The 14,726-nt window shown below is 67.5% G+C and carries 17 protein-coding genes; 6 read left to right on the forward strand and 11 right to left on the reverse strand.

Annotated elements, in window-relative coordinates:
• Positions 1–46 precede the first annotated feature (46 nt).
• The gene (locus HWX22_RS15155; RefSeq protein ID WP_006749905.1) at positions 47–316 is read right to left on the reverse strand and encodes a MoaD/ThiS family protein; all 270 of its coding nucleotides are present in this window, start codon (positions 314–316) and stop codon (positions 47–49) included.
• Positions 317–440: 124 nt separating this feature from the next.
• On the reverse strand, positions 441–839 hold the full coding sequence (locus tag HWX22_RS15160) for a nuclear transport factor 2 family protein (protein ID WP_059688996.1): 399 nt from the start codon (positions 837–839) through the stop codon (positions 441–443).
• A 78-nt stretch (positions 840–917) separates the two neighbouring features.
• On the opposite strand from HWX22_RS15160, the gene HWX22_RS15165 reads away from it, so the two are divergent.
• Positions 918–1,859, forward strand: a complete 942-nt coding sequence (locus HWX22_RS15165) for a LysR substrate-binding domain-containing protein (RefSeq protein WP_175915929.1) — start codon at positions 918–920, stop codon at positions 1,857–1,859.
• Positions 1,860–1,887: 28 nt separating this feature from the next.
• Here HWX22_RS15165 and HWX22_RS15170 read toward each other — a convergent pair whose 3' ends face one another.
• Entirely contained in the window at positions 1,888–2,577 is a 690-nt protein-coding gene (locus HWX22_RS15170; RefSeq protein WP_175908738.1) for an aspartyl/asparaginyl beta-hydroxylase domain-containing protein, read from the reverse strand.
• Positions 2,578–2,780: 203 nt separating this feature from the next.
• On the opposite strand from HWX22_RS15170, the gene HWX22_RS15175 reads away from it, so the two are divergent.
• Together HWX22_RS15175 and HWX22_RS15180 are read left to right on the forward strand one after the other, a co-directional pair.
• Positions 2,781–3,125, forward strand: coding sequence for a DUF4148 domain-containing protein (locus tag HWX22_RS15175; RefSeq protein WP_059819587.1), 345 nt, complete (start codon positions 2,781–2,783; stop codon positions 3,123–3,125).
• 71 nt (positions 3,126–3,196) lie between these two features.
• Entirely contained in the window at positions 3,197–3,475 is a 279-nt protein-coding gene (locus HWX22_RS15180; protein ID WP_175915988.1) for a DUF4148 domain-containing protein, read from the forward strand.
• 268 nt (positions 3,476–3,743) lie between these two features.
• On the opposite strand, the gene HWX22_RS15185 is transcribed toward HWX22_RS15180, so the two are convergent.
• The 3 genes from HWX22_RS15185 to HWX22_RS15195 all read right to left on the reverse strand — a co-directional run bounded on the left by HWX22_RS15185 (position 3,744) and on the right by HWX22_RS15195 (position 6,449).
• Entirely contained in the window at positions 3,744–4,271 is a 528-nt protein-coding gene (locus HWX22_RS15185) for a cytochrome b (protein WP_175908739.1), read from the reverse strand.
• 70 nt (positions 4,272–4,341) lie between these two features.
• Positions 4,342–5,793 (reverse strand): ATP-binding protein, encoded by a 1,452-nt coding sequence (locus HWX22_RS15190; protein ID WP_175915930.1) that lies wholly within the window; start codon positions 5,791–5,793, stop codon positions 4,342–4,344.
• Positions 5,790–6,449 (reverse strand): response regulator, encoded by a 660-nt coding sequence (locus HWX22_RS15195; RefSeq protein WP_059819584.1) that lies wholly within the window; start codon positions 6,447–6,449, stop codon positions 5,790–5,792. The genes HWX22_RS15190 and HWX22_RS15195 overlap by 4 nt, the downstream gene beginning before the upstream one ends.
• Before the next feature lie 288 nt (positions 6,450–6,737).
• On the opposite strand from HWX22_RS15195, the gene HWX22_RS15200 reads away from it, so the two are divergent.
• The 3 genes from HWX22_RS15200 (at position 6,738) to HWX22_RS15210 (ending at position 9,405) form a co-directional block, all read left to right on the forward strand.
• The gene (locus tag HWX22_RS15200; RefSeq protein WP_059819583.1) at positions 6,738–7,088 is read left to right on the forward strand and encodes a hypothetical protein; all 351 of its coding nucleotides are present in this window, start codon (positions 6,738–6,740) and stop codon (positions 7,086–7,088) included.
• A 62-nt stretch (positions 7,089–7,150) separates the two neighbouring features.
• Positions 7,151–8,320: a bacteriohopanetetrol glucosamine biosynthesis glycosyltransferase HpnI gene (hpnI, locus tag HWX22_RS15205; RefSeq protein ID WP_175915932.1), complete on the forward strand. Its 1,170-nt coding sequence runs from the start codon at positions 7,151–7,153 to the stop codon at positions 8,318–8,320.
• Positions 8,317–9,405 carry a lysylphosphatidylglycerol synthase domain-containing protein gene (locus HWX22_RS15210; protein ID WP_175915933.1) on the forward strand — a complete coding sequence of 363 codons (1,089 nt, stop codon included), beginning with the start codon at positions 8,317–8,319 and terminating at the stop codon, positions 9,403–9,405. Before hpnI ends, HWX22_RS15210 begins: the two co-directional genes overlap by 4 nt.
• Positions 9,406–9,484: 79 nt before the next feature.
• Here the strand turns inward: HWX22_RS15210 and denD are convergent, their stop codons facing one another.
• The 5 genes from denD to otnK form a co-directional block, all read right to left on the reverse strand.
• The gene (gene denD / locus HWX22_RS15215) at positions 9,485–10,456 is read right to left on the reverse strand and encodes a D-erythronate dehydrogenase (RefSeq protein ID WP_175915934.1); all 972 of its coding nucleotides are present in this window, start codon (positions 10,454–10,456) and stop codon (positions 9,485–9,487) included.
• A gap of 28 nt (positions 10,457–10,484) precedes the next feature.
• Complete coding sequence (gene otnI / locus HWX22_RS15220; RefSeq protein WP_059819579.1) at positions 10,485–11,261, reverse strand: 2-oxo-tetronate isomerase; 777 nt, start codon at positions 11,259–11,261, stop codon at positions 10,485–10,487.
• A gap of 61 nt (positions 11,262–11,322) precedes the next feature.
• Positions 11,323–12,648, reverse strand: coding sequence for an MFS transporter (locus HWX22_RS15225; RefSeq protein WP_059819708.1), 1,326 nt, complete (start codon positions 12,646–12,648; stop codon positions 11,323–11,325).
• Between the two features lie 139 nt (positions 12,649–12,787).
• On the reverse strand, positions 12,788–13,426 hold the full coding sequence (locus HWX22_RS15230; RefSeq protein ID WP_175915989.1) for an aldolase: 639 nt from the start codon (positions 13,424–13,426) through the stop codon (positions 12,788–12,790).
• Positions 13,426–14,712 carry a 3-oxo-tetronate kinase gene (gene otnK, locus HWX22_RS15235; protein ID WP_175915935.1) on the reverse strand — a complete coding sequence of 429 codons (1,287 nt, stop codon included), beginning with the start codon at positions 14,710–14,712 and terminating at the stop codon, positions 13,426–13,428. Before otnK ends, HWX22_RS15230 begins: the two co-directional genes overlap by 1 nt.
• Positions 14,713–14,726 lie beyond the last annotated feature (14 nt).

The following is a 14,726-nucleotide window of genomic DNA, read 5'->3' on the forward strand; positions in this document are numbered from 1 at the left end:
TCCAGTTGGTCCGACCGGGCGCTTGCTTCGATGGAGATGCGTCCCTTTATCCGCCGGACAGCGCCTGCACGACATAGACGCGGCTGGCGTCGCCGAGCGCATCGGACAGGTGTTGCCGGTCGCGCACCGGCTGGCCGTCGATGAACACCGACAGGTGCTTTCGCAGCGCACCCTGGTCGTCGACGATATAGCCGCGCAGCCTCGGCTGCTCGCCGAAGACGGTTTCAAGCGCTTCGCCGAGCGTCCGTGCGTCGATGTCGCGCTCGGGCGTGTCGATATGGCGCTGGATCGACGCCGCGAAGAAGAGGTGGGCCATGGTAGTGGCTGGCAGGAGCCGCGCGGGGGGACGGTCTGTAGTGTAGGCGATCGATCGGGCCATCAGCGGCATTTGCGGTACGGCCGGCGGCGCGGCGACGTTGCTGCGCCGCGCAACGATCCGGCTATGCGTACTTGTCGCCGACGGTACTTCGCACCGGATGCGTGTCGTAGATGATGACCATGCGCTCGATGCGCGCGTCGTCGTCGAATTCGAAGACGTCGACGCATTCGAACCGCACCTCGGCGCCGTCCTTCAGTCCCCAGTCGTAGACGAAATAGCCGGTGGCCCGACGTGCGCCCGTCGTGCTGACGCAGATGTCGATCGGCGTGATCCGGCTTTGTCCGGATGCCGCCGCGACTTTTTCGAAAAAGGGCTGCGGCGCCATCCAGCCGAGAAACGGCGAGAATATCCGCGCATCCGGCGCGAACAGCGCGCAGATCTCGGCGACGTCGCCGCGTTCGAGCGCTTTCAGGTAGGTATCGACCTGCCGCGTATATAGTGCGTCGGACGACGAGACCATGGTATTTCTCCGTTGATTGATGACGAGCCGTCCGCGACAGCCGTCGCGAGCCGGTTCAACCACGATAGCGATGCAGCGATGACCGAACAAACGAATAATCCGCAACCCGGGTATGCCGCCCGCGCATATCCGCTGGCGGATCTCACGCGTGCGCTGCCGCCGCTGACGGCGTTCCAGGCCTTCGTCGCCGCCGCCGAACTCGGCAGTTTCAACCGGGCGGCCGAGCATCTGTGCCGGACCCAGGGTGCGGTGAGCCGTCAGGTGCAGCAACTGGAAGCGCACTACCGGTGTGCGTTGTTCGTTCGTCATCCGTCGGGATTGACGTTGACCGCGGAGGGCGGCGCGCTGCTGACGGTGGCCATCGACGTGCTCGCGCAACTGGCGCGACACGCGCATGCCCATGCGCATTCCGCGTCGACCCTGACGTTGCGCTTGCCATCCACGTTCGCGATCCGGTGGCTGCTGCCGCGGCACCCGGCGCTCAATCACGCGTTGCCGCGAACCGAATTGCGCATTCACACGTCGGCGGACGACACGCCGGATTTCACCGACGCCGATTTCGATGCCATCGTCGTGCGCGGTACCGGAAACTGGGCGGGAATGGTGGCGGTGCCGCTGTTCGACGAGTGCCTCACGCCGATGTGTACGCGCGAGATCGGTGCGTCGTTGAAGTCGATCGCCGATCTCGCGCATGCGACGCTGCTGCATCCCGCACGCAATCGCGACGAATGGCGATGCTGGCTCGACGCCGTCGGCGCAACGCGGATCGACCCGGGCACCGGGCTCGTATTCGATACGCTCGAACTGACGTTGACGGCCGCGGCTGACGCGCACGGCGTCGCGATCGGCGATCCGCGCATGGCGGCGGACCGGCTGGCAGCCGGCGCGCTGGTCACGCCGTTCCCGGAGGTGGTGCGCAACGGCCTCGGTTACTACCTCGTCTACCCGACGCAGCGCGCCACGCAACCCGCGATTCAAGCGCTCGCGGAGGTTCTGACGCGTCTGGCGCGCGAGGATTGACCGCGACGGGCGGGCGCGTTGCGGTTGGCTAGACCGGGATCGATCGCCCCCGCATCCGGATTCCGAGCCGCACGACGCCGATCACCGCATTCGACAGCCACGTCAGCAAGCGCGGCATGCCGCGCCGTCGGATATCGAGCAGCAGCACGATTCGCACTGCGTCGCTGTCGTTCCATACCTCGTGCACGAACGTGTCGTCCCACAGCAGGAAGCGGCCTTCTTCGAGCCGGTATTCATGGCCATCGATCTTCAGCACTGCAGCCGGCGTGCCGTCGGCGCGCTTCGGCATCGACAGCACGAGATAGCCGCGCAGGATGCCGCGGAACGGTCCGCGATGCGGCGGAATGTGTTTGCCGGGCGCGAGGAACGACAGCGACGCGGACAACACGTCCGGCGACGCCGCGACGATCGATTCGACGGTCGGGCAACGCGACAGGTTGCGCGGAAACGGCTGGCCGTACGCCTGCATGATGAACATCCGCCAGTCGCGTGCATCGTTGGCCGAGATGTCGTGCTGCTCGCGCATGATCTCGTGGAAGCGCGGGATGCGCGGCAGGTCGCGCGCGACGGCCAGCGCTTCCGCGCGAATGGCCGGCCACGCGCGGACGAATCGCTCGGCGTCGGGGAACATGGCCGGGTCGAGCACGGCACCGCTGTCGATATGACGGTCGAACAGCGTGCGAAGCAGGCCGGCTGCATAGTCGTAAGCGACGGACATGATCGAGGCGCGATCCACAAGGTGTCGTCAGTCTGCCCCACGCGCGGTGGGGCCTGCGTTACGTCAGGTTACGCCGGCTGACGAAAGAATGACAGTTCGATGAATGTCCTGCGCAAGCGGTTCGCCATTCCGGGAATAAACGGGCACCCCGCGTCGTCATACGGGTGTAGCACGTCGTTTCGTTGACTTCCGAAGGAGTGAGCATGAATACGCATTGGCTGGTGGCCGCCACGGTGGCGGCGATGTCCGTCGCGAGTGTCGCGACGCCTGCGTCGGCACAGGCACTGACGCGCGCGCAGGTCAGGCAGCAATTGATCGACGCCGAAAACAACGGACTGCGCTTCGTGACCGATACGTCGTATCCGGACGTGAGTCCGCTATTCCGGCAGCAGGCCGAACAGATGCCTCGGCATCAGGCCGAAACCGCGGTCGGCAGCGATCCGGCCGCGACTTCCGATGCGGGGAGGCCGACGATACTGCCGTCGCGTCCGCGATCGGCCGCGTGCGTGGGCCCCGAGAGCTTCTGCACGCCGTATTTCGGAAGCTGAAGAAGCGGGCCACCGCGGCCGGCCCGGCATCCACGAGGTTGGATCGGCACGCAACATTGAAGGAGTTCATGATGAAAACTTGTATCGCACTACTGATGATGATCGGCGTTGTATCCGGTCAGTCTGCATTCGCGCAATTGAATGCGCCGCTCACGCGTGCACAGGTTCGCGAGGAACTGATTCGTCTGGAAGCGGCGGGCTACGATCCGTCGAAGGGGGACGACGGAGAATATCCTGCGGACATTCAGGCCGCGCTGGCGAAGGTCGCCGAGCAGGATCGGGCGAGGATGGCGGCTTTGCCCGCCCCGCCCGCGCCGGCCGCCGTCATGCCGGCGCAGACCGACGACTAGGTGCCGACATGTACGTATGTGTCTTCGGGCCGACGTGCTCGCGGTACGGCAATACGCACGCCGCTCGCGGCACGCGGCCTGGCCGAACCGCACGGACGGCGAGGCCGTCGATCGCGCGCCGCTTCGCGCGGCGCCGCGATCAGCGTGTTGCCCGATTCCGATGGGCGCGCAGGTGGATTGCAGGGTGAGCCGCGATGCAGGCGAGCGCGCGATCCGTCATTGCCGGATCGCTGCCTGCGATGGTGCGCCATGGCGCATGGTGGCGAGATTACCAGGGCATCATCCGTTGCATGACGCCGTCGCGCAGGACGAAACGATGCGCGACCGCGGCCGCGACGTGAAGGCAGATGCCGCCGAACAGCACCCACGCGAGGATGCCGTGCACGTCGCCCATCGCGTGCCCGAATCCCGAGCCGGCCGCCGACAGCGCCGGCAGCGGGACGACACCGAACAGCGTCACGGCCCATGCGCGCGACGACGCATTGATCCAGCCGAGCAACGGCACCGCGATCAGCAATGCATAGAGCCCGAAGTGCGTTGCGCCGGACACCGCGCGCATCGCAGGCGACAGTTCGTCGGCGGGCGGGCGATGCGTCACGCGCCAGAGCACGCGGCAAGCCATTGCGGCAAGCAGCGCGGTGCCCACGATCAGGTGCGCGGCGATCAGGCCGACCGGTTGCGTGTCGCGATGCACGTCGGGCATCGTCCAGCCGATTACGTATTGCGCGACGACCAGCGCCACGATCAGCCAGTGAAGAAGGCGTGCGACTGCGTCGTATCGGGCGGTTGTAGACATGAAAGCTCCTGGCAAGCGGATGAGGACCGTATCTTCCGGCGGATTTTACGGCCGAATCCTTAACGAAACGTTAAGCGTGCGGTCGCGCACCGGCTTCGTCCGATAACGCCTGCGTGCGATCAATCCGGGCGGATTCGGCCGACGGCATCGAGATCGTGACGCCGAGGCCGCGGCCGCCGATGCCGGCCCCGAATTGCACGGTGCCGCCGAAGTATTGCGCGATGCGCTGGACGATCGACAGCCCGAGCCCGCTGCCGGGCAACTGCGTGCCCACGCCGCGATAGAAACGATCACCGAGCCGCTCGTGCTCGCCGGGGGCGACGCCGGGCCCGTCGTCGCGCACGACGATGCGCTGCGCGGCGCCGTCGTCGTGTACGTCGATCTCGATGCGGCCCCCCTGCCGGCCGTACTTGATCGCGTTGTCGAGCAGGTTGTCGAGCAGGATGCCGAGCAGGATCGGATCGGCCTGAATCGCTCGCCCGGGCGTGCCGCTGGCGACGATGGCGATGCAGTGATCCGATGCCTTCGCAAGATGCCGCTCGATGGCCGCGTCGACCAGTTCGCGGACGACGACGGCGCGCACCGGAATGCGTTCGTATTCGTCGAGCCGCGCGAGCAGCAGCAACTGTTCGGCGAGACGCGCGCTGCGATCGACGCCTTGCACCACACGCTGCATGGCGAGCTGTTTGCGCGCCGGATCGTCGGTCGCGAGCGCGACCTGAGCCTGAACCTTGATCGCGGCCAGCGGCGTCTTGAGTTCGTGCGCCGCGTCGGACGTGAATGCCCGCTCGCGCACGATGGATTGCCGCAATCTGGCGAGCAGGCGGTCGATCGCGTCGACCAGCGTGCGGACTTCTTCCGGAACGGTCGTGACGCCGAGCGGTTCGAGCGAGTGCGCATCGCGCGCGCCGATCAGCGTCGACAGCGTTTTCAGCGGCGCGAGACTGCGTCCGATCAGGAACCAGAGCAGCAACGCCAGCACCGGGAGCGCGACGATCAGCGGCCAGACGATGCCGCTCGCGATGCCCGTCGCGAGATCGCTGCGTGTGTTGGCCGGCTCCATCACCCGTATCCATCGGCCCGACGCGTCGTCGCGCAGCGTGTGCGTGCGCCATTGCGCGCCGCGCACGACGATCGTTTCGGGGGTGTCGCTTCGGCCGGCTGCATCGGGCCGGCCGGGAGCGTCGACCGGCAGGCTCGACGCGACGACGTTGCCGCGCGCGTCGCGGACTTCGAACAGTACGTCGCGCGGCAGACGATCGCCGTCGTTGTCTCGGGCGGCGGCCGGCGTGCCGTGAGCCAGTTCGATGCGCGCGTCGGGCGGGAAGCGGGCGAGGCGGTCGAGGTCGGCCGGCGCGAGGTCGACGAGCAGCGACGCATATTCGACGAGACGGGCGTCTTCCCATTCGCCGATCTCGCGTGTCGCGTGCCGGAAGCTGCCGAACACGGCGACGATCCAGACGACGGTCACGCAGCCGAGCGCCATCGCCGAAACGCGGCGCCGTATCGAGCGCGAGATCATGGTTTGTCGACGACGTAACCGATGCCTCGCACCGTCCGGATCAGTTCCGCGCCGAGCTTCTTGCGCAGATTCGAGATGTGAACCTCGATCGCATTGCTTTCGATGCCTTCCTGCCATCCGTACAGGCCGTCCTCGAGACGCGCCCGCGACTGGGGCATGCCCGCATGACTGACGAGCTGAACGAGGATGGTCCATTCGCGTGACGTCAGCGCGATGCGCGCCGCATCGCGTGTCACCGTTTGGGTGGTCAGGTCGATCGTGATGTCGCGCCACACGATCTCGTCGCCGGCCCGACCCTGGGAGCGGCGCACGAGCGCGCGGCAGCGGGCGAGCACCTCGGAAAGCTCGAACGGTTTCGCGAGATAGTCGTCGGCGCCGTCGTCGAGGCCGCGGACCCGATCGGCCACGGTGCCGCGCGCGGTCAGTACGAGCACCGGCGTCGTATCGCCCGCGTCCCGCATCGCACGCAGCAGTTCCGTTCCCGATTTGCCGGGCAAGCCGAGATCGAGGGCGACGAGGGCGAAGCGCGTCGTCGCGAGCGCGGCGGCGGCGGCATGACCGTCGCGCAGCCAGTCGACCTGATAACCAGCCTGACTCAGGCTGATTTCGAGGCCGCTGCCGATGAGGTCGTCGTCTTCGACAAGGAGGAGTCGCATGGTCGATTCGTGTGCAGATATATGCAATTGTACGAGCCGGACTGTGCGCGTCGTGCAACGGATTGTAATTGCGCTCCCTCAAATATCGCCCGATTCTGAAGATCGCTTAAGGTTCGGCACCGGCATTCCGGCTACGATCGGCCACAACATTTCTCGGGTCGAACTCCGCTTCCCCTGATCCCCGAACCGGGTTCCGCGCGTCCCGCACGCGCTTGCCCGTCCACCCCCGCGACCGTGTCGATCGAAGCAGGATCGATGCGGGTCGTCCGCACGGGAGGTTCTTTCCTGATGGCACCCTCGACGATCGAGCGATGGCGCGCCTATCTGTTGATCGCCGCGCTCGCCGGCATGTTCATTCAGTGTTTCGTGCTGGTTTCGTTGTTTGCGCTGCGCGTACCCGAAGCGTTTTTCACGACGATGACATTCCGCATCTGGGCCGTCGTCGCGGTCGCGACCGCGATCCTGTCGGCCCGTAAGGTGGCAGACGCGGCGTTCAGGGCCGCGGATGTCTGCGGCTACGTGCGCGTGTCCGGAATCGATCGCCGCACGGTAGCCGTGTCATCTGATTGCGCGTACCGTCGGCTGGTCGTCCTGCATATCCGGCTCAACGGGAATCGATACGGCGGCGTGTACGGGTGAGCGCGCGTTCGCGCGTGCCGGCCCCGAGCGTCGCCGTCATTGGGCCACCACTGGGGAGAAGCATGGTCTTGCTGCATGTGCTGTACGCGCTGGCCGGCGCGATGTCGATCGCCTGCGGGCTGGGCGTGTTGCTCGGCATTGCCTACACTGTCACGGCCAGCGTCCTGGTCGGCCGGTTCTTTTCGCGCTCGCGGGCGGTGCCGCGCGACTATCCGGGCGTCACCGTCGCGAAACCGCTGCACGGCGACGAATGGAACCTCGTACAGCATCTTGAAAGCTTCTTCGTCCAGGATTATCCGGGGCCGGTACAACATCTGTTCGGCGTGCACGATGCGGGCGACGCGGCGCTCGCGGCCGTCGAGACGCTTCGCGCGCGCCATCCGGACGCGAACATCAAGGTCGTCGCCGATGCGCGGTTATACGGGCCGAATCGCAAGATCGCGAATCTCGTCAACATGCTCGAACACGCGGAACATTCGGTGCTGTGTCTCGCCGACAGCGATGTGCTGGTCGAGCGCGATTATCTGCGTGCCGTCGTCGGCGCGCTACAGCAGCCGGAAGTCGGCATCGTGACGAGCGTGTATCGCGGCGTCGCGTCGCCGGGCTTCTGGCCCGGTGTCGCCGTCGCGATGACGAACTACCATTTCCTGCCGGGCGTCATTACCGGGCTTTTCATCGGGCGTGCCCGTCCGTGCTTTGGCCAGACGATTGCGATCACGCGCGCGACGCTCGAACGCATCGGCGGGCTCACGCGTTTCGCGCACCACCTGGCCGAGGATCACGCGCTCGGCGAAGCGGTGCGGCAGGTCGGCGCGCAGGTCGTCGTTCCGCCGTTCGTCGTCGGACATGCCTGTGTCGAAGAGACCTTCGCCAGACTGTACGCGCACGAATTGCGCTGGAGCTGCACGATCCGCGCGGCGGACCGGCTCGGTCACGCCGGGTCGGTGCTGATGCATCCGCTGCCGCTTGCATTGCTGGCCGTGCTGTTTTCCGGCGGCACGCTTGCCGCCTGGTGGCTGGTGGTCGCGGCACTCGTCGCGCGGGCGCTGCTGATGTTCCGGACGAGCCGCGCCACCGGCGCGGGTCTGCGCGGCGCGCTCTGGCTGCCGTTCGTCGATTTGCTGCAGTTCGCGGTGTTCGTGTCGAGCTTCTTCTCGTCGCACGTCGTCTGGCGCGGCACGCGCTTTCGCGTCGACCGCGAGGGCTTGTTGTCGCCGGCGGGGAAATCATGATACACGACGCGCATTCCGATGTCGAAGGCGCGGACCGGCCGCCCGCGCGTCGCGACGCACGGTTGCGGCATGCGGGGCGCGCGGCGGCGCTGGCCGGGCTGGTGCTCGCGGTGTGGCTGATCTGGCGCGAGCATCCGCTGGAGATCCTGCATCGGTTGCGGATTGCCGGGGCCGGGTTGCTGGTCGCCGCGCTGGCCCACATCCTGCCGATGCTCGCGAATGCTTGGGACTGGCGGATGCTGATCCGCGGCCCGCGCCGGCCGTCGTTCGCGACGATGCTCAGGCTCGTGTGGATCCGCGAATCGATCAATGGGCTGTTGCCGGTCGCGCGGATCGGCGGCGAGATCGTGTCGTTCAGCCTGCTGCGGCAGGCGGGCGTGCGCCCGGCAACCGCCGTGGCGAGCCTCGTCGCGGACATGCAGCTGACGCTGATCAGCCAGCTCGTGTTCGCGCTGGTCGCGATCGGCTACGTGCTCGAACACGTGTCGTCCGGCGCCGCGCAGGTGGCTGCGCGCCTCGCCATCGGCATGGCGGCGCTCGTGCCGGTGCTGCTGCTGTTCGCGCTGGTTCAGCACGCGCGGCCGTTCGAACGCGCGATGCGCGTGGTCAACCGCGTCACGAGCGGCAAGGTGGTGGCGCTGGTCGGCGAATCGGCACGCACCGATCAGTCGATCCGGATGATCTGGAGAAAGACGGGTGTCGTCGTCCGCTATCTGGCGATCTGGCAGACGCTGCAATTTGTCGGCTATTCGCTGGAAATCTGGCTCGCGCTGCATTTCCTCGGCGCCGATCCGACGTTTGCGCAGGCGCTCGCGATCGAAGCGCTGATCCAGCTCCTGAGCAGCATCGCGTTCCTGATGCCGGGCGGGCTGGGCGTGCAGGAGGGCGGGTTCGTGCTGATCGGCGGGCTGCTGGGGTTCGACGCGCCGACCTGCCTGGCGCTCGCCGGCGCGCGGCGTGTGCGCGACTTGCTGTTCTATTTGCCGGGCTTGCTCGCATGGCAGCATGCGGCCGGCGCGGCGCGCTCGCCGTACCAGGCGAAGCGCGCATCGATGCCCGTCGGGGAGTCCGCCGGGCCGCGTTGATGCGGCCCGACGTCGCCGGCCACCCGGGCGGGCAGCGGTTCGCCGACGCGGCCGCTTGCCTCGCCGGGCGGCGCGGCGATCAACGTTGCTCGTCGGCGATGTAGCTGCGGATCACGTCCGCGAACGACGTGTCGCCCTTCAGGCCGAGCGCTTCGGCGCGCGTCGTGTCCCAGCGGCCCGGCCAGCTGCCGACGATCTTCTCGACGCGTTCGTCCGGCGCATGGCGGATCAGCTTCACGACGTCGTCGCCCGCGACTTCGCGCAGTGCCGCGATCATTTCGTCGACCGACACCGACAGGCCGGGCAGGTTGATCACGCGCTTGTTGCCGAGCTTCTCGCTGTCGATCTCGCAACCCGCGACGAGCGCGTCGATCGCGCCGCGCGGCGACAGCAGCCACAGCCGCGTCGAACCGGGCACCGGGCACACGCTTTCCTCGCCGTTCAGCGGTTCGCGGATGATGCCGCTCGCGAACGACGACGCCGCCGCGTTCGGGCGGCCCGGCCGCACGCTGATGGTCGGCAGTCGCAGCACGCGGCCGTCGACGAAGCCGCGCCGTGCGTAGTCGCACAGCAGCAGTTCGGCGATTGCCTTCTCCGCGCCGTACGACGATTGCGGATTCAGCGCGGTGTCGTCCTGCACGACGTCGGGCAACACGCCGCCGTAGACGGCCACCGAGCTCGTGAACACGACGCGCGGACGATGGCCGCGCGCGCGGCACACTTCGAGCAGCGTGCGCGAGGCGTCGAGATTGATCCGCATGCCGAGATCGAAATCGGCTTCGGCCTGCCCGCTGACGATCGCCGCGAGATGGAAGATCGCGCCCGTCTGCGCGTCGATCGCGCTTTCGAGCACCGTGCGATCGGCGATGTCGCCGACGATCGACGTCACGCGCGCGTCGCCGAAATCGCTGCCCTTCACGACGTCGAGCAGCACCAGCTCGTCGATCTTGCCGGTTCGGCCGTCGGGGCCGGTCAGTTCGCCGCGCTCGAGCAGCTTGCGCGCGAGACGCTGGCCGAGAAAGCCGGCGCCGCCGGTGATCAGTACTTTCATGTTGTGAGCCCTCTTCGGAATGCGTGGATTACAGATAAGGCTTGAGCCAGCCGAGCCCTTCGGACGTGCCGGCCTTCGGGCGATATTCGCAGCCGATCCAGCCGTCGTAGCCGAGCGCGTCGATCAGCTCGAACAGATACGGGTAGTTGAGTTCGCCGATGTCCGGCTCGTGACGCTCGGGCACGCCGGCGATCTGGATGTGGCCGATGCCCGCGAAATCGCGCTTGAGCTTCATCGCGAGGTCGCCTTCGACGATCTGGCAGTGATAGCAGTCGAACTGCACCTTCAGATTCGGCGCGCCGACTTCCGCGCGGATGTCATGCGCATCGTCCTGGCGGCTCAGGAAATAGCCGGGCATGTCGCGCTGGTTGATCGGCTCGATCAGCACCGTGATGCCGTGTGCGGCGGCGGCCTCCGTCGCATGCCGCAGGTTCGCCACGTAGGTATCGCGATGGCGCGCGCGGTCGGCGCCCGGCGCGACCATCCCGGCCATCACGTGCAGCTTCTTGTTGCCGAGCACGCGCGCATAGTCGAGCGCCTGGTCGATGCCGCGCCGGAACTCGTCCTCGCGGCCCGGCAGCGACGCGATCCCGCGTTCGCCGGCGGCCCAGTCGCCCGGCGGCGCGTTGAACAGCGCCTGCTCGAGATTGTGCGCGTCGAGGCGCGCGCGGATGTCCTCGGCGGCGAAGTCGTACGGGAACAGGTACTCGACGGCCTTGAAGCCGTCGTACGAGGCAGCGGCGAAGCGTTCGAGGAAAGCGTGCTCGGTGTACATCATCGAGAGGTTGGCGGCGAAGCGAGGCATGGCAGCGGTTCCTGTGAATGAATGGGGGCAGGGCGCACGGCGCCCCGCGTCGAATGACGGATCAGCGGTTCACGAGTTTCGCGGGCGTGAGCCACACGGCGATCGCGCCGATCACGAGCATGGCGGCCAGCACGTACATGCCGGACGACGTGCTGTGCGTGACGTCCTTCAGGTAGCCGATCACGTACGGGCTCGCGAACCCGGCGAGGTTGCCGACCGAGTTGATGATCGCGATCCCGGCGGCCGCGGCGGAGCCGGCGAGGAACGCGGTCGGCAGCGACCAGAACAGCGGTGCGCAGGTCAGCACGCCGCCCGCCGCGAGCGACAGGAACACGATCGACACCGCCGTATTGTGCGAGTACGACGCGGCGACCGCAAATCCGACCGCGCCCATCAGCGCCGGCACGATCAGGTGCCAGCGGCGTTCGCGGCGTTTGTCCGCGCTGTGGCCGAACAGGTTCATCACGACGATCGCGACGACGAACGGAATTGCCGACAGCAGGCCGATCTGCAACGTATCGGTGATGCCGGTCGACTTGACGAGCGTCGGCATCCAGAAGGTGAGACCGTACTGGCCGGTGACGAACGCGAAGTAGATCAGCGACATCCACCACATGCGCGGATCGGAGAACACGGCCTTCAGCGAATGGCCGTGCTGTTGCTGCTCCTGCGGCTGCGCGGCGATTTCATCCTCGAGGATTTGCTTCTCGCGCTCGTCGAGCCACTTCGCGCTGCGGATGCTGTTGTCGAGATACAGGATCGTCGCGATGCCGACGAGCACGGCCGGCACGGCCTCGATCATGAACATCCATTGCCAGCCGTGGAAGCCCGAGCCGCCGTGGAAGCGCTCCATGATCCAGCCCGACAGCGGGTTGCCGAAGATGCCAGACACCGGAATCGCCGACATGAACACCGCGATGATCTTCGCGCGGCGATGCGACGGGAACCAGTACGTGAGGTACAGGATCACGCCCGGATAGAAGCCGGCTTCCGCGAGACCGAGCAGGAAGCGCAGCACGTAGAACTGCGTCGGCGTCTTCACGAACGCGAACAGCGCGGACAGCAGGCCCCACGTGATCATGATCCGCGCGATCCAGATGCGCGCGCCGATGCGGTGCATCAGCATGTTGCTCGGCAGTTCGAACAGGAAGTAGCCGAGGAAGAAGATGCCGGCGCCGAGGCCGAACACGGTTTCGCTGAACGCGAGGTCCTGCGACATCTGCAGCTTCGCGAAGCCGACGTTTACGCGATCGAGATACGCGACCACGTAGCAGAGCATCAGGAACGGCACGATGCGCCAGAACACTTTCTTGTAGGTGCGGTCGAGCTCGCCCGATTGGGCGGGTGCGGCGGGCGAGCGGCTTGCGGCCGCGTCGAGAGCAGTCATCGTCGTCTCCTGGGATGTCATGTGCCGGCGGCGCGCACGCCGCCGGATTGTGTCGTGTGTGCTGATGGAAGGGCCCGCGCACACGGCAGGCATAGGAATCGGTGCGTAGTCCTGCGTGATCCGGGCGCGATGCGTTGCGTTACCAGCGTGCGCCGAAGGTCTGGCGCAGCTCGTCGAGCGCGGCGTCGGACAGCGGCTCGGGCTTCGGGTTCGTCATCAGCCAAAGCCGCGCGGTTTCCTCGAGCTCCTCGAGCGCGTACGACGCGTGCGACACCGACTGCCCCCACATCACCGGGCCGAGGCGGTCGAGCAGCACGCCGCGCACCTGATCGGCGAGTGCAGCGACTTCGGCCGCGACGGCCGGGTCGCCGGGGCGGCGATAGCGGATCAGCGGAATGTGGCCGACCTTCATCACGTAATACGGCGTGATCGGCGGCAGCACGTCGGTGTCGCGCCATACGCCCGCGAGCGTCAGCGCGACCAGGTGCGTCGAATGCGTATGAACGATGCCGTGCGCCTGCGCGTTGCGTGCGTAGATGCCGCGATGCAGCGCGAGTGTCTTCGACGGCTTGCCGCCCGAGAGCGGCTGGCCGTCCAGGCCGACCTTCGCGATGTCGTTCGGGTCGAGGCGTCCGAGGCAGGCATCGGTCGGCGTGATCAGCCAGCCGTCGTCCAGACGCGCGCTGATGTTGCCGGCGCTGCCGACTGCATGGCCGCGCGCATACAGGCTCGCGCCGACGACGCAGATCTCCTCGCGCAGTTTCGCTTCGTGGCTCATCATGCGGCTCCGTCGAGCGCGCGCAGCGCCTTGTCGAAAAAGTCCACCGTGCCGAAGTTGCCGGATTTCAGCGCGAGGCCGAGCGGCTGCGCGTCGATGGTGGCCGTCGCCGGTACGCCCGGATCGATCTGCGCACCGATCTGCAGCGACTTCACGTCGAGCGCCTGCACGACCGCGCCGGACGTCTCGCCGCCGGCGACGACGAACTTGCGCACGCCGAGCTCGCGCAAGCCCCTGGCGATCGCCGCGAGCGTGCTCTCGACGAGATGGCCGGCCGCCTCGACGCCGAGCGCCTGCTGGACGGCCTTCACTTCGTCGGGTGTCGCGGTCGCGTAGATCAGCACGGGTTGCGGCAGGTGCGAGCGTGCGAACGCGAGTGCGGCGTCGACGACGGGCTCGCCGCGCGAGGCCGCGAGCGGATCGATCCGGAAGCTCGGCCGGCTTTCGCGCCACGCGGCGACCTGGGCGTTGGTTGCCTTCGACGCGCTGCCGGCGAGCACCGCCGACAATCCGTCGATGCGCGGCAGCGAGGCCGCGTTGTCGCCCTCGGGCAGCTGATCCGCGCGACGGAAATTCGCGGGCAGGCCGAGGGCGACGCCCGAGCCGCCGGTGACGAGCGGCAGGTCCGCGCACGCTTCGCCGAGCACGTAGAGGTCGCGATCCGACAACGCGTCGGCGATCGCGAAGCGCGCGCCTTCCGCGCGCAGCTGCTCGATCCGCGTGCGCACGGCGGCCGCGCCCAGCGCGATCGTGTCGTAGCGGATCAGGCCGACCTGCGACTTCGTTTGCCGCTGCAGCGCGCGCACGAGGTTCGCGTCCTTCATCGGCGTGAGCGGGTGGTTCTCCATGCCCGATTCGTTCAGCAGCACGTCGCCGACGAACAGGTGGCCGCGGAAGATCGTGCGGCCGTTTTCCGGGAACGCCGGGCACGCGATCGCGAAGCCGCCGCCAGCCGCATCGAGCAGCGCATCGGCGACGGGCCCGATGTTGCCCGCGTCGGTCGAGTCGAACGTCGAGCAGTACTTGAAGAAGAATTGCCGGCAGCCCTGCGCGCGCAGCCATTCATGGGCGGCGAGCGATTGCGCGACGGCGTCGGCGGCGGGAATCGTGCGCGACTTCAGCGCGACGACGATCGCGTCGGCGTCGACTGCGGCGTCGCCGGCGGGCACGCCGATCGTCTGCACGGTACGCATGCCGCTCTTGACGAGCATGTTCGCGAGATCGGTCGCGCCGGTGAAATCGTCGGCGATGCAGCCGAGCAGGGGACGGGAAGCGGAAGCGGTCATGGCAGGAACGTCGT

Source organism: Burkholderia sp. BCC1638, from assembly GCF_902833195.1.
In the GTDB taxonomy this organism is placed as follows: domain Bacteria; phylum Pseudomonadota; class Gammaproteobacteria; order Burkholderiales; family Burkholderiaceae; genus Burkholderia; species Burkholderia diffusa.

Bases quoted from the DNA above. Each gene is read 5' to 3' on its own strand.
- HWX22_RS15185 (WP_175908739.1), bottom strand. From the start codon at position 4,271: ATGTCTACAACCGCCCGATACGACGCAGTCGCACGCCTTCTTCACTGG.
- otnK (WP_175915935.1), bottom strand. From the start codon at position 14,712: ATGACCGCTTCCGCTTCCCGTCCCCTGCTCGGCTGCATCGCCGACGAT.
- HWX22_RS15165 (WP_175915929.1), top strand. From the start codon at position 918: ATGACCGAACAAACGAATAATCCGCAACCCGGGTATGCCGCCCGCGCA.
- hpnI (WP_175915932.1), top strand. From the start codon at position 7,151: ATGGTCTTGCTGCATGTGCTGTACGCGCTGGCCGGCGCGATGTCGATC.
- HWX22_RS15210 (WP_175915933.1), top strand. From the start codon at position 8,317: ATGATACACGACGCGCATTCCGATGTCGAAGGCGCGGACCGGCCGCCC.
- HWX22_RS15225 (WP_059819708.1), bottom strand. From the start codon at position 12,648: ATGACTGCTCTCGACGCGGCCGCAAGCCGCTCGCCCGCCGCACCCGCC.
- HWX22_RS15195 (WP_059819584.1), bottom strand. From the start codon at position 6,449: ATGCGACTCCTCCTTGTCGAAGACGACGACCTCATCGGCAGCGGCCTC.
- HWX22_RS15175 (WP_059819587.1), top strand. From the start codon at position 2,781: ATGAATACGCATTGGCTGGTGGCCGCCACGGTGGCGGCGATGTCCGTC.
- HWX22_RS15180 (WP_175915988.1), top strand. From the start codon at position 3,197: ATGAAAACTTGTATCGCACTACTGATGATGATCGGCGTTGTATCCGGT.
- HWX22_RS15160 (WP_059688996.1), bottom strand. From the start codon at position 839: ATGGTCTCGTCGTCCGACGCACTATATACGCGGCAGGTCGATACCTAC.
- HWX22_RS15155 (WP_006749905.1), bottom strand. From the start codon at position 316: ATGGCCCACCTCTTCTTCGCGGCGTCGATCCAGCGCCATATCGACACG.
- otnI (WP_059819579.1), bottom strand. From the start codon at position 11,261: ATGCCTCGCTTCGCCGCCAACCTCTCGATGATGTACACCGAGCACGCT.
- HWX22_RS15230 (WP_175915989.1), bottom strand. From the start codon at position 13,426: ATGAGCCACGAAGCGAAACTGCGCGAGGAGATCTGCGTCGTCGGCGCG.
- denD (WP_175915934.1), bottom strand. From the start codon at position 10,456: ATGAAAGTACTGATCACCGGCGGCGCCGGCTTTCTCGGCCAGCGTCTC.
- HWX22_RS15200 (WP_059819583.1), top strand. From the start codon at position 6,738: ATGGCACCCTCGACGATCGAGCGATGGCGCGCCTATCTGTTGATCGCC.
- HWX22_RS15190 (WP_175915930.1), bottom strand. From the start codon at position 5,793: ATGATCTCGCGCTCGATACGGCGCCGCGTTTCGGCGATGGCGCTCGGC.
- HWX22_RS15170 (WP_175908738.1), bottom strand. From the start codon at position 2,577: ATGTCCGTCGCTTACGACTATGCAGCCGGCCTGCTTCGCACGCTGTTC.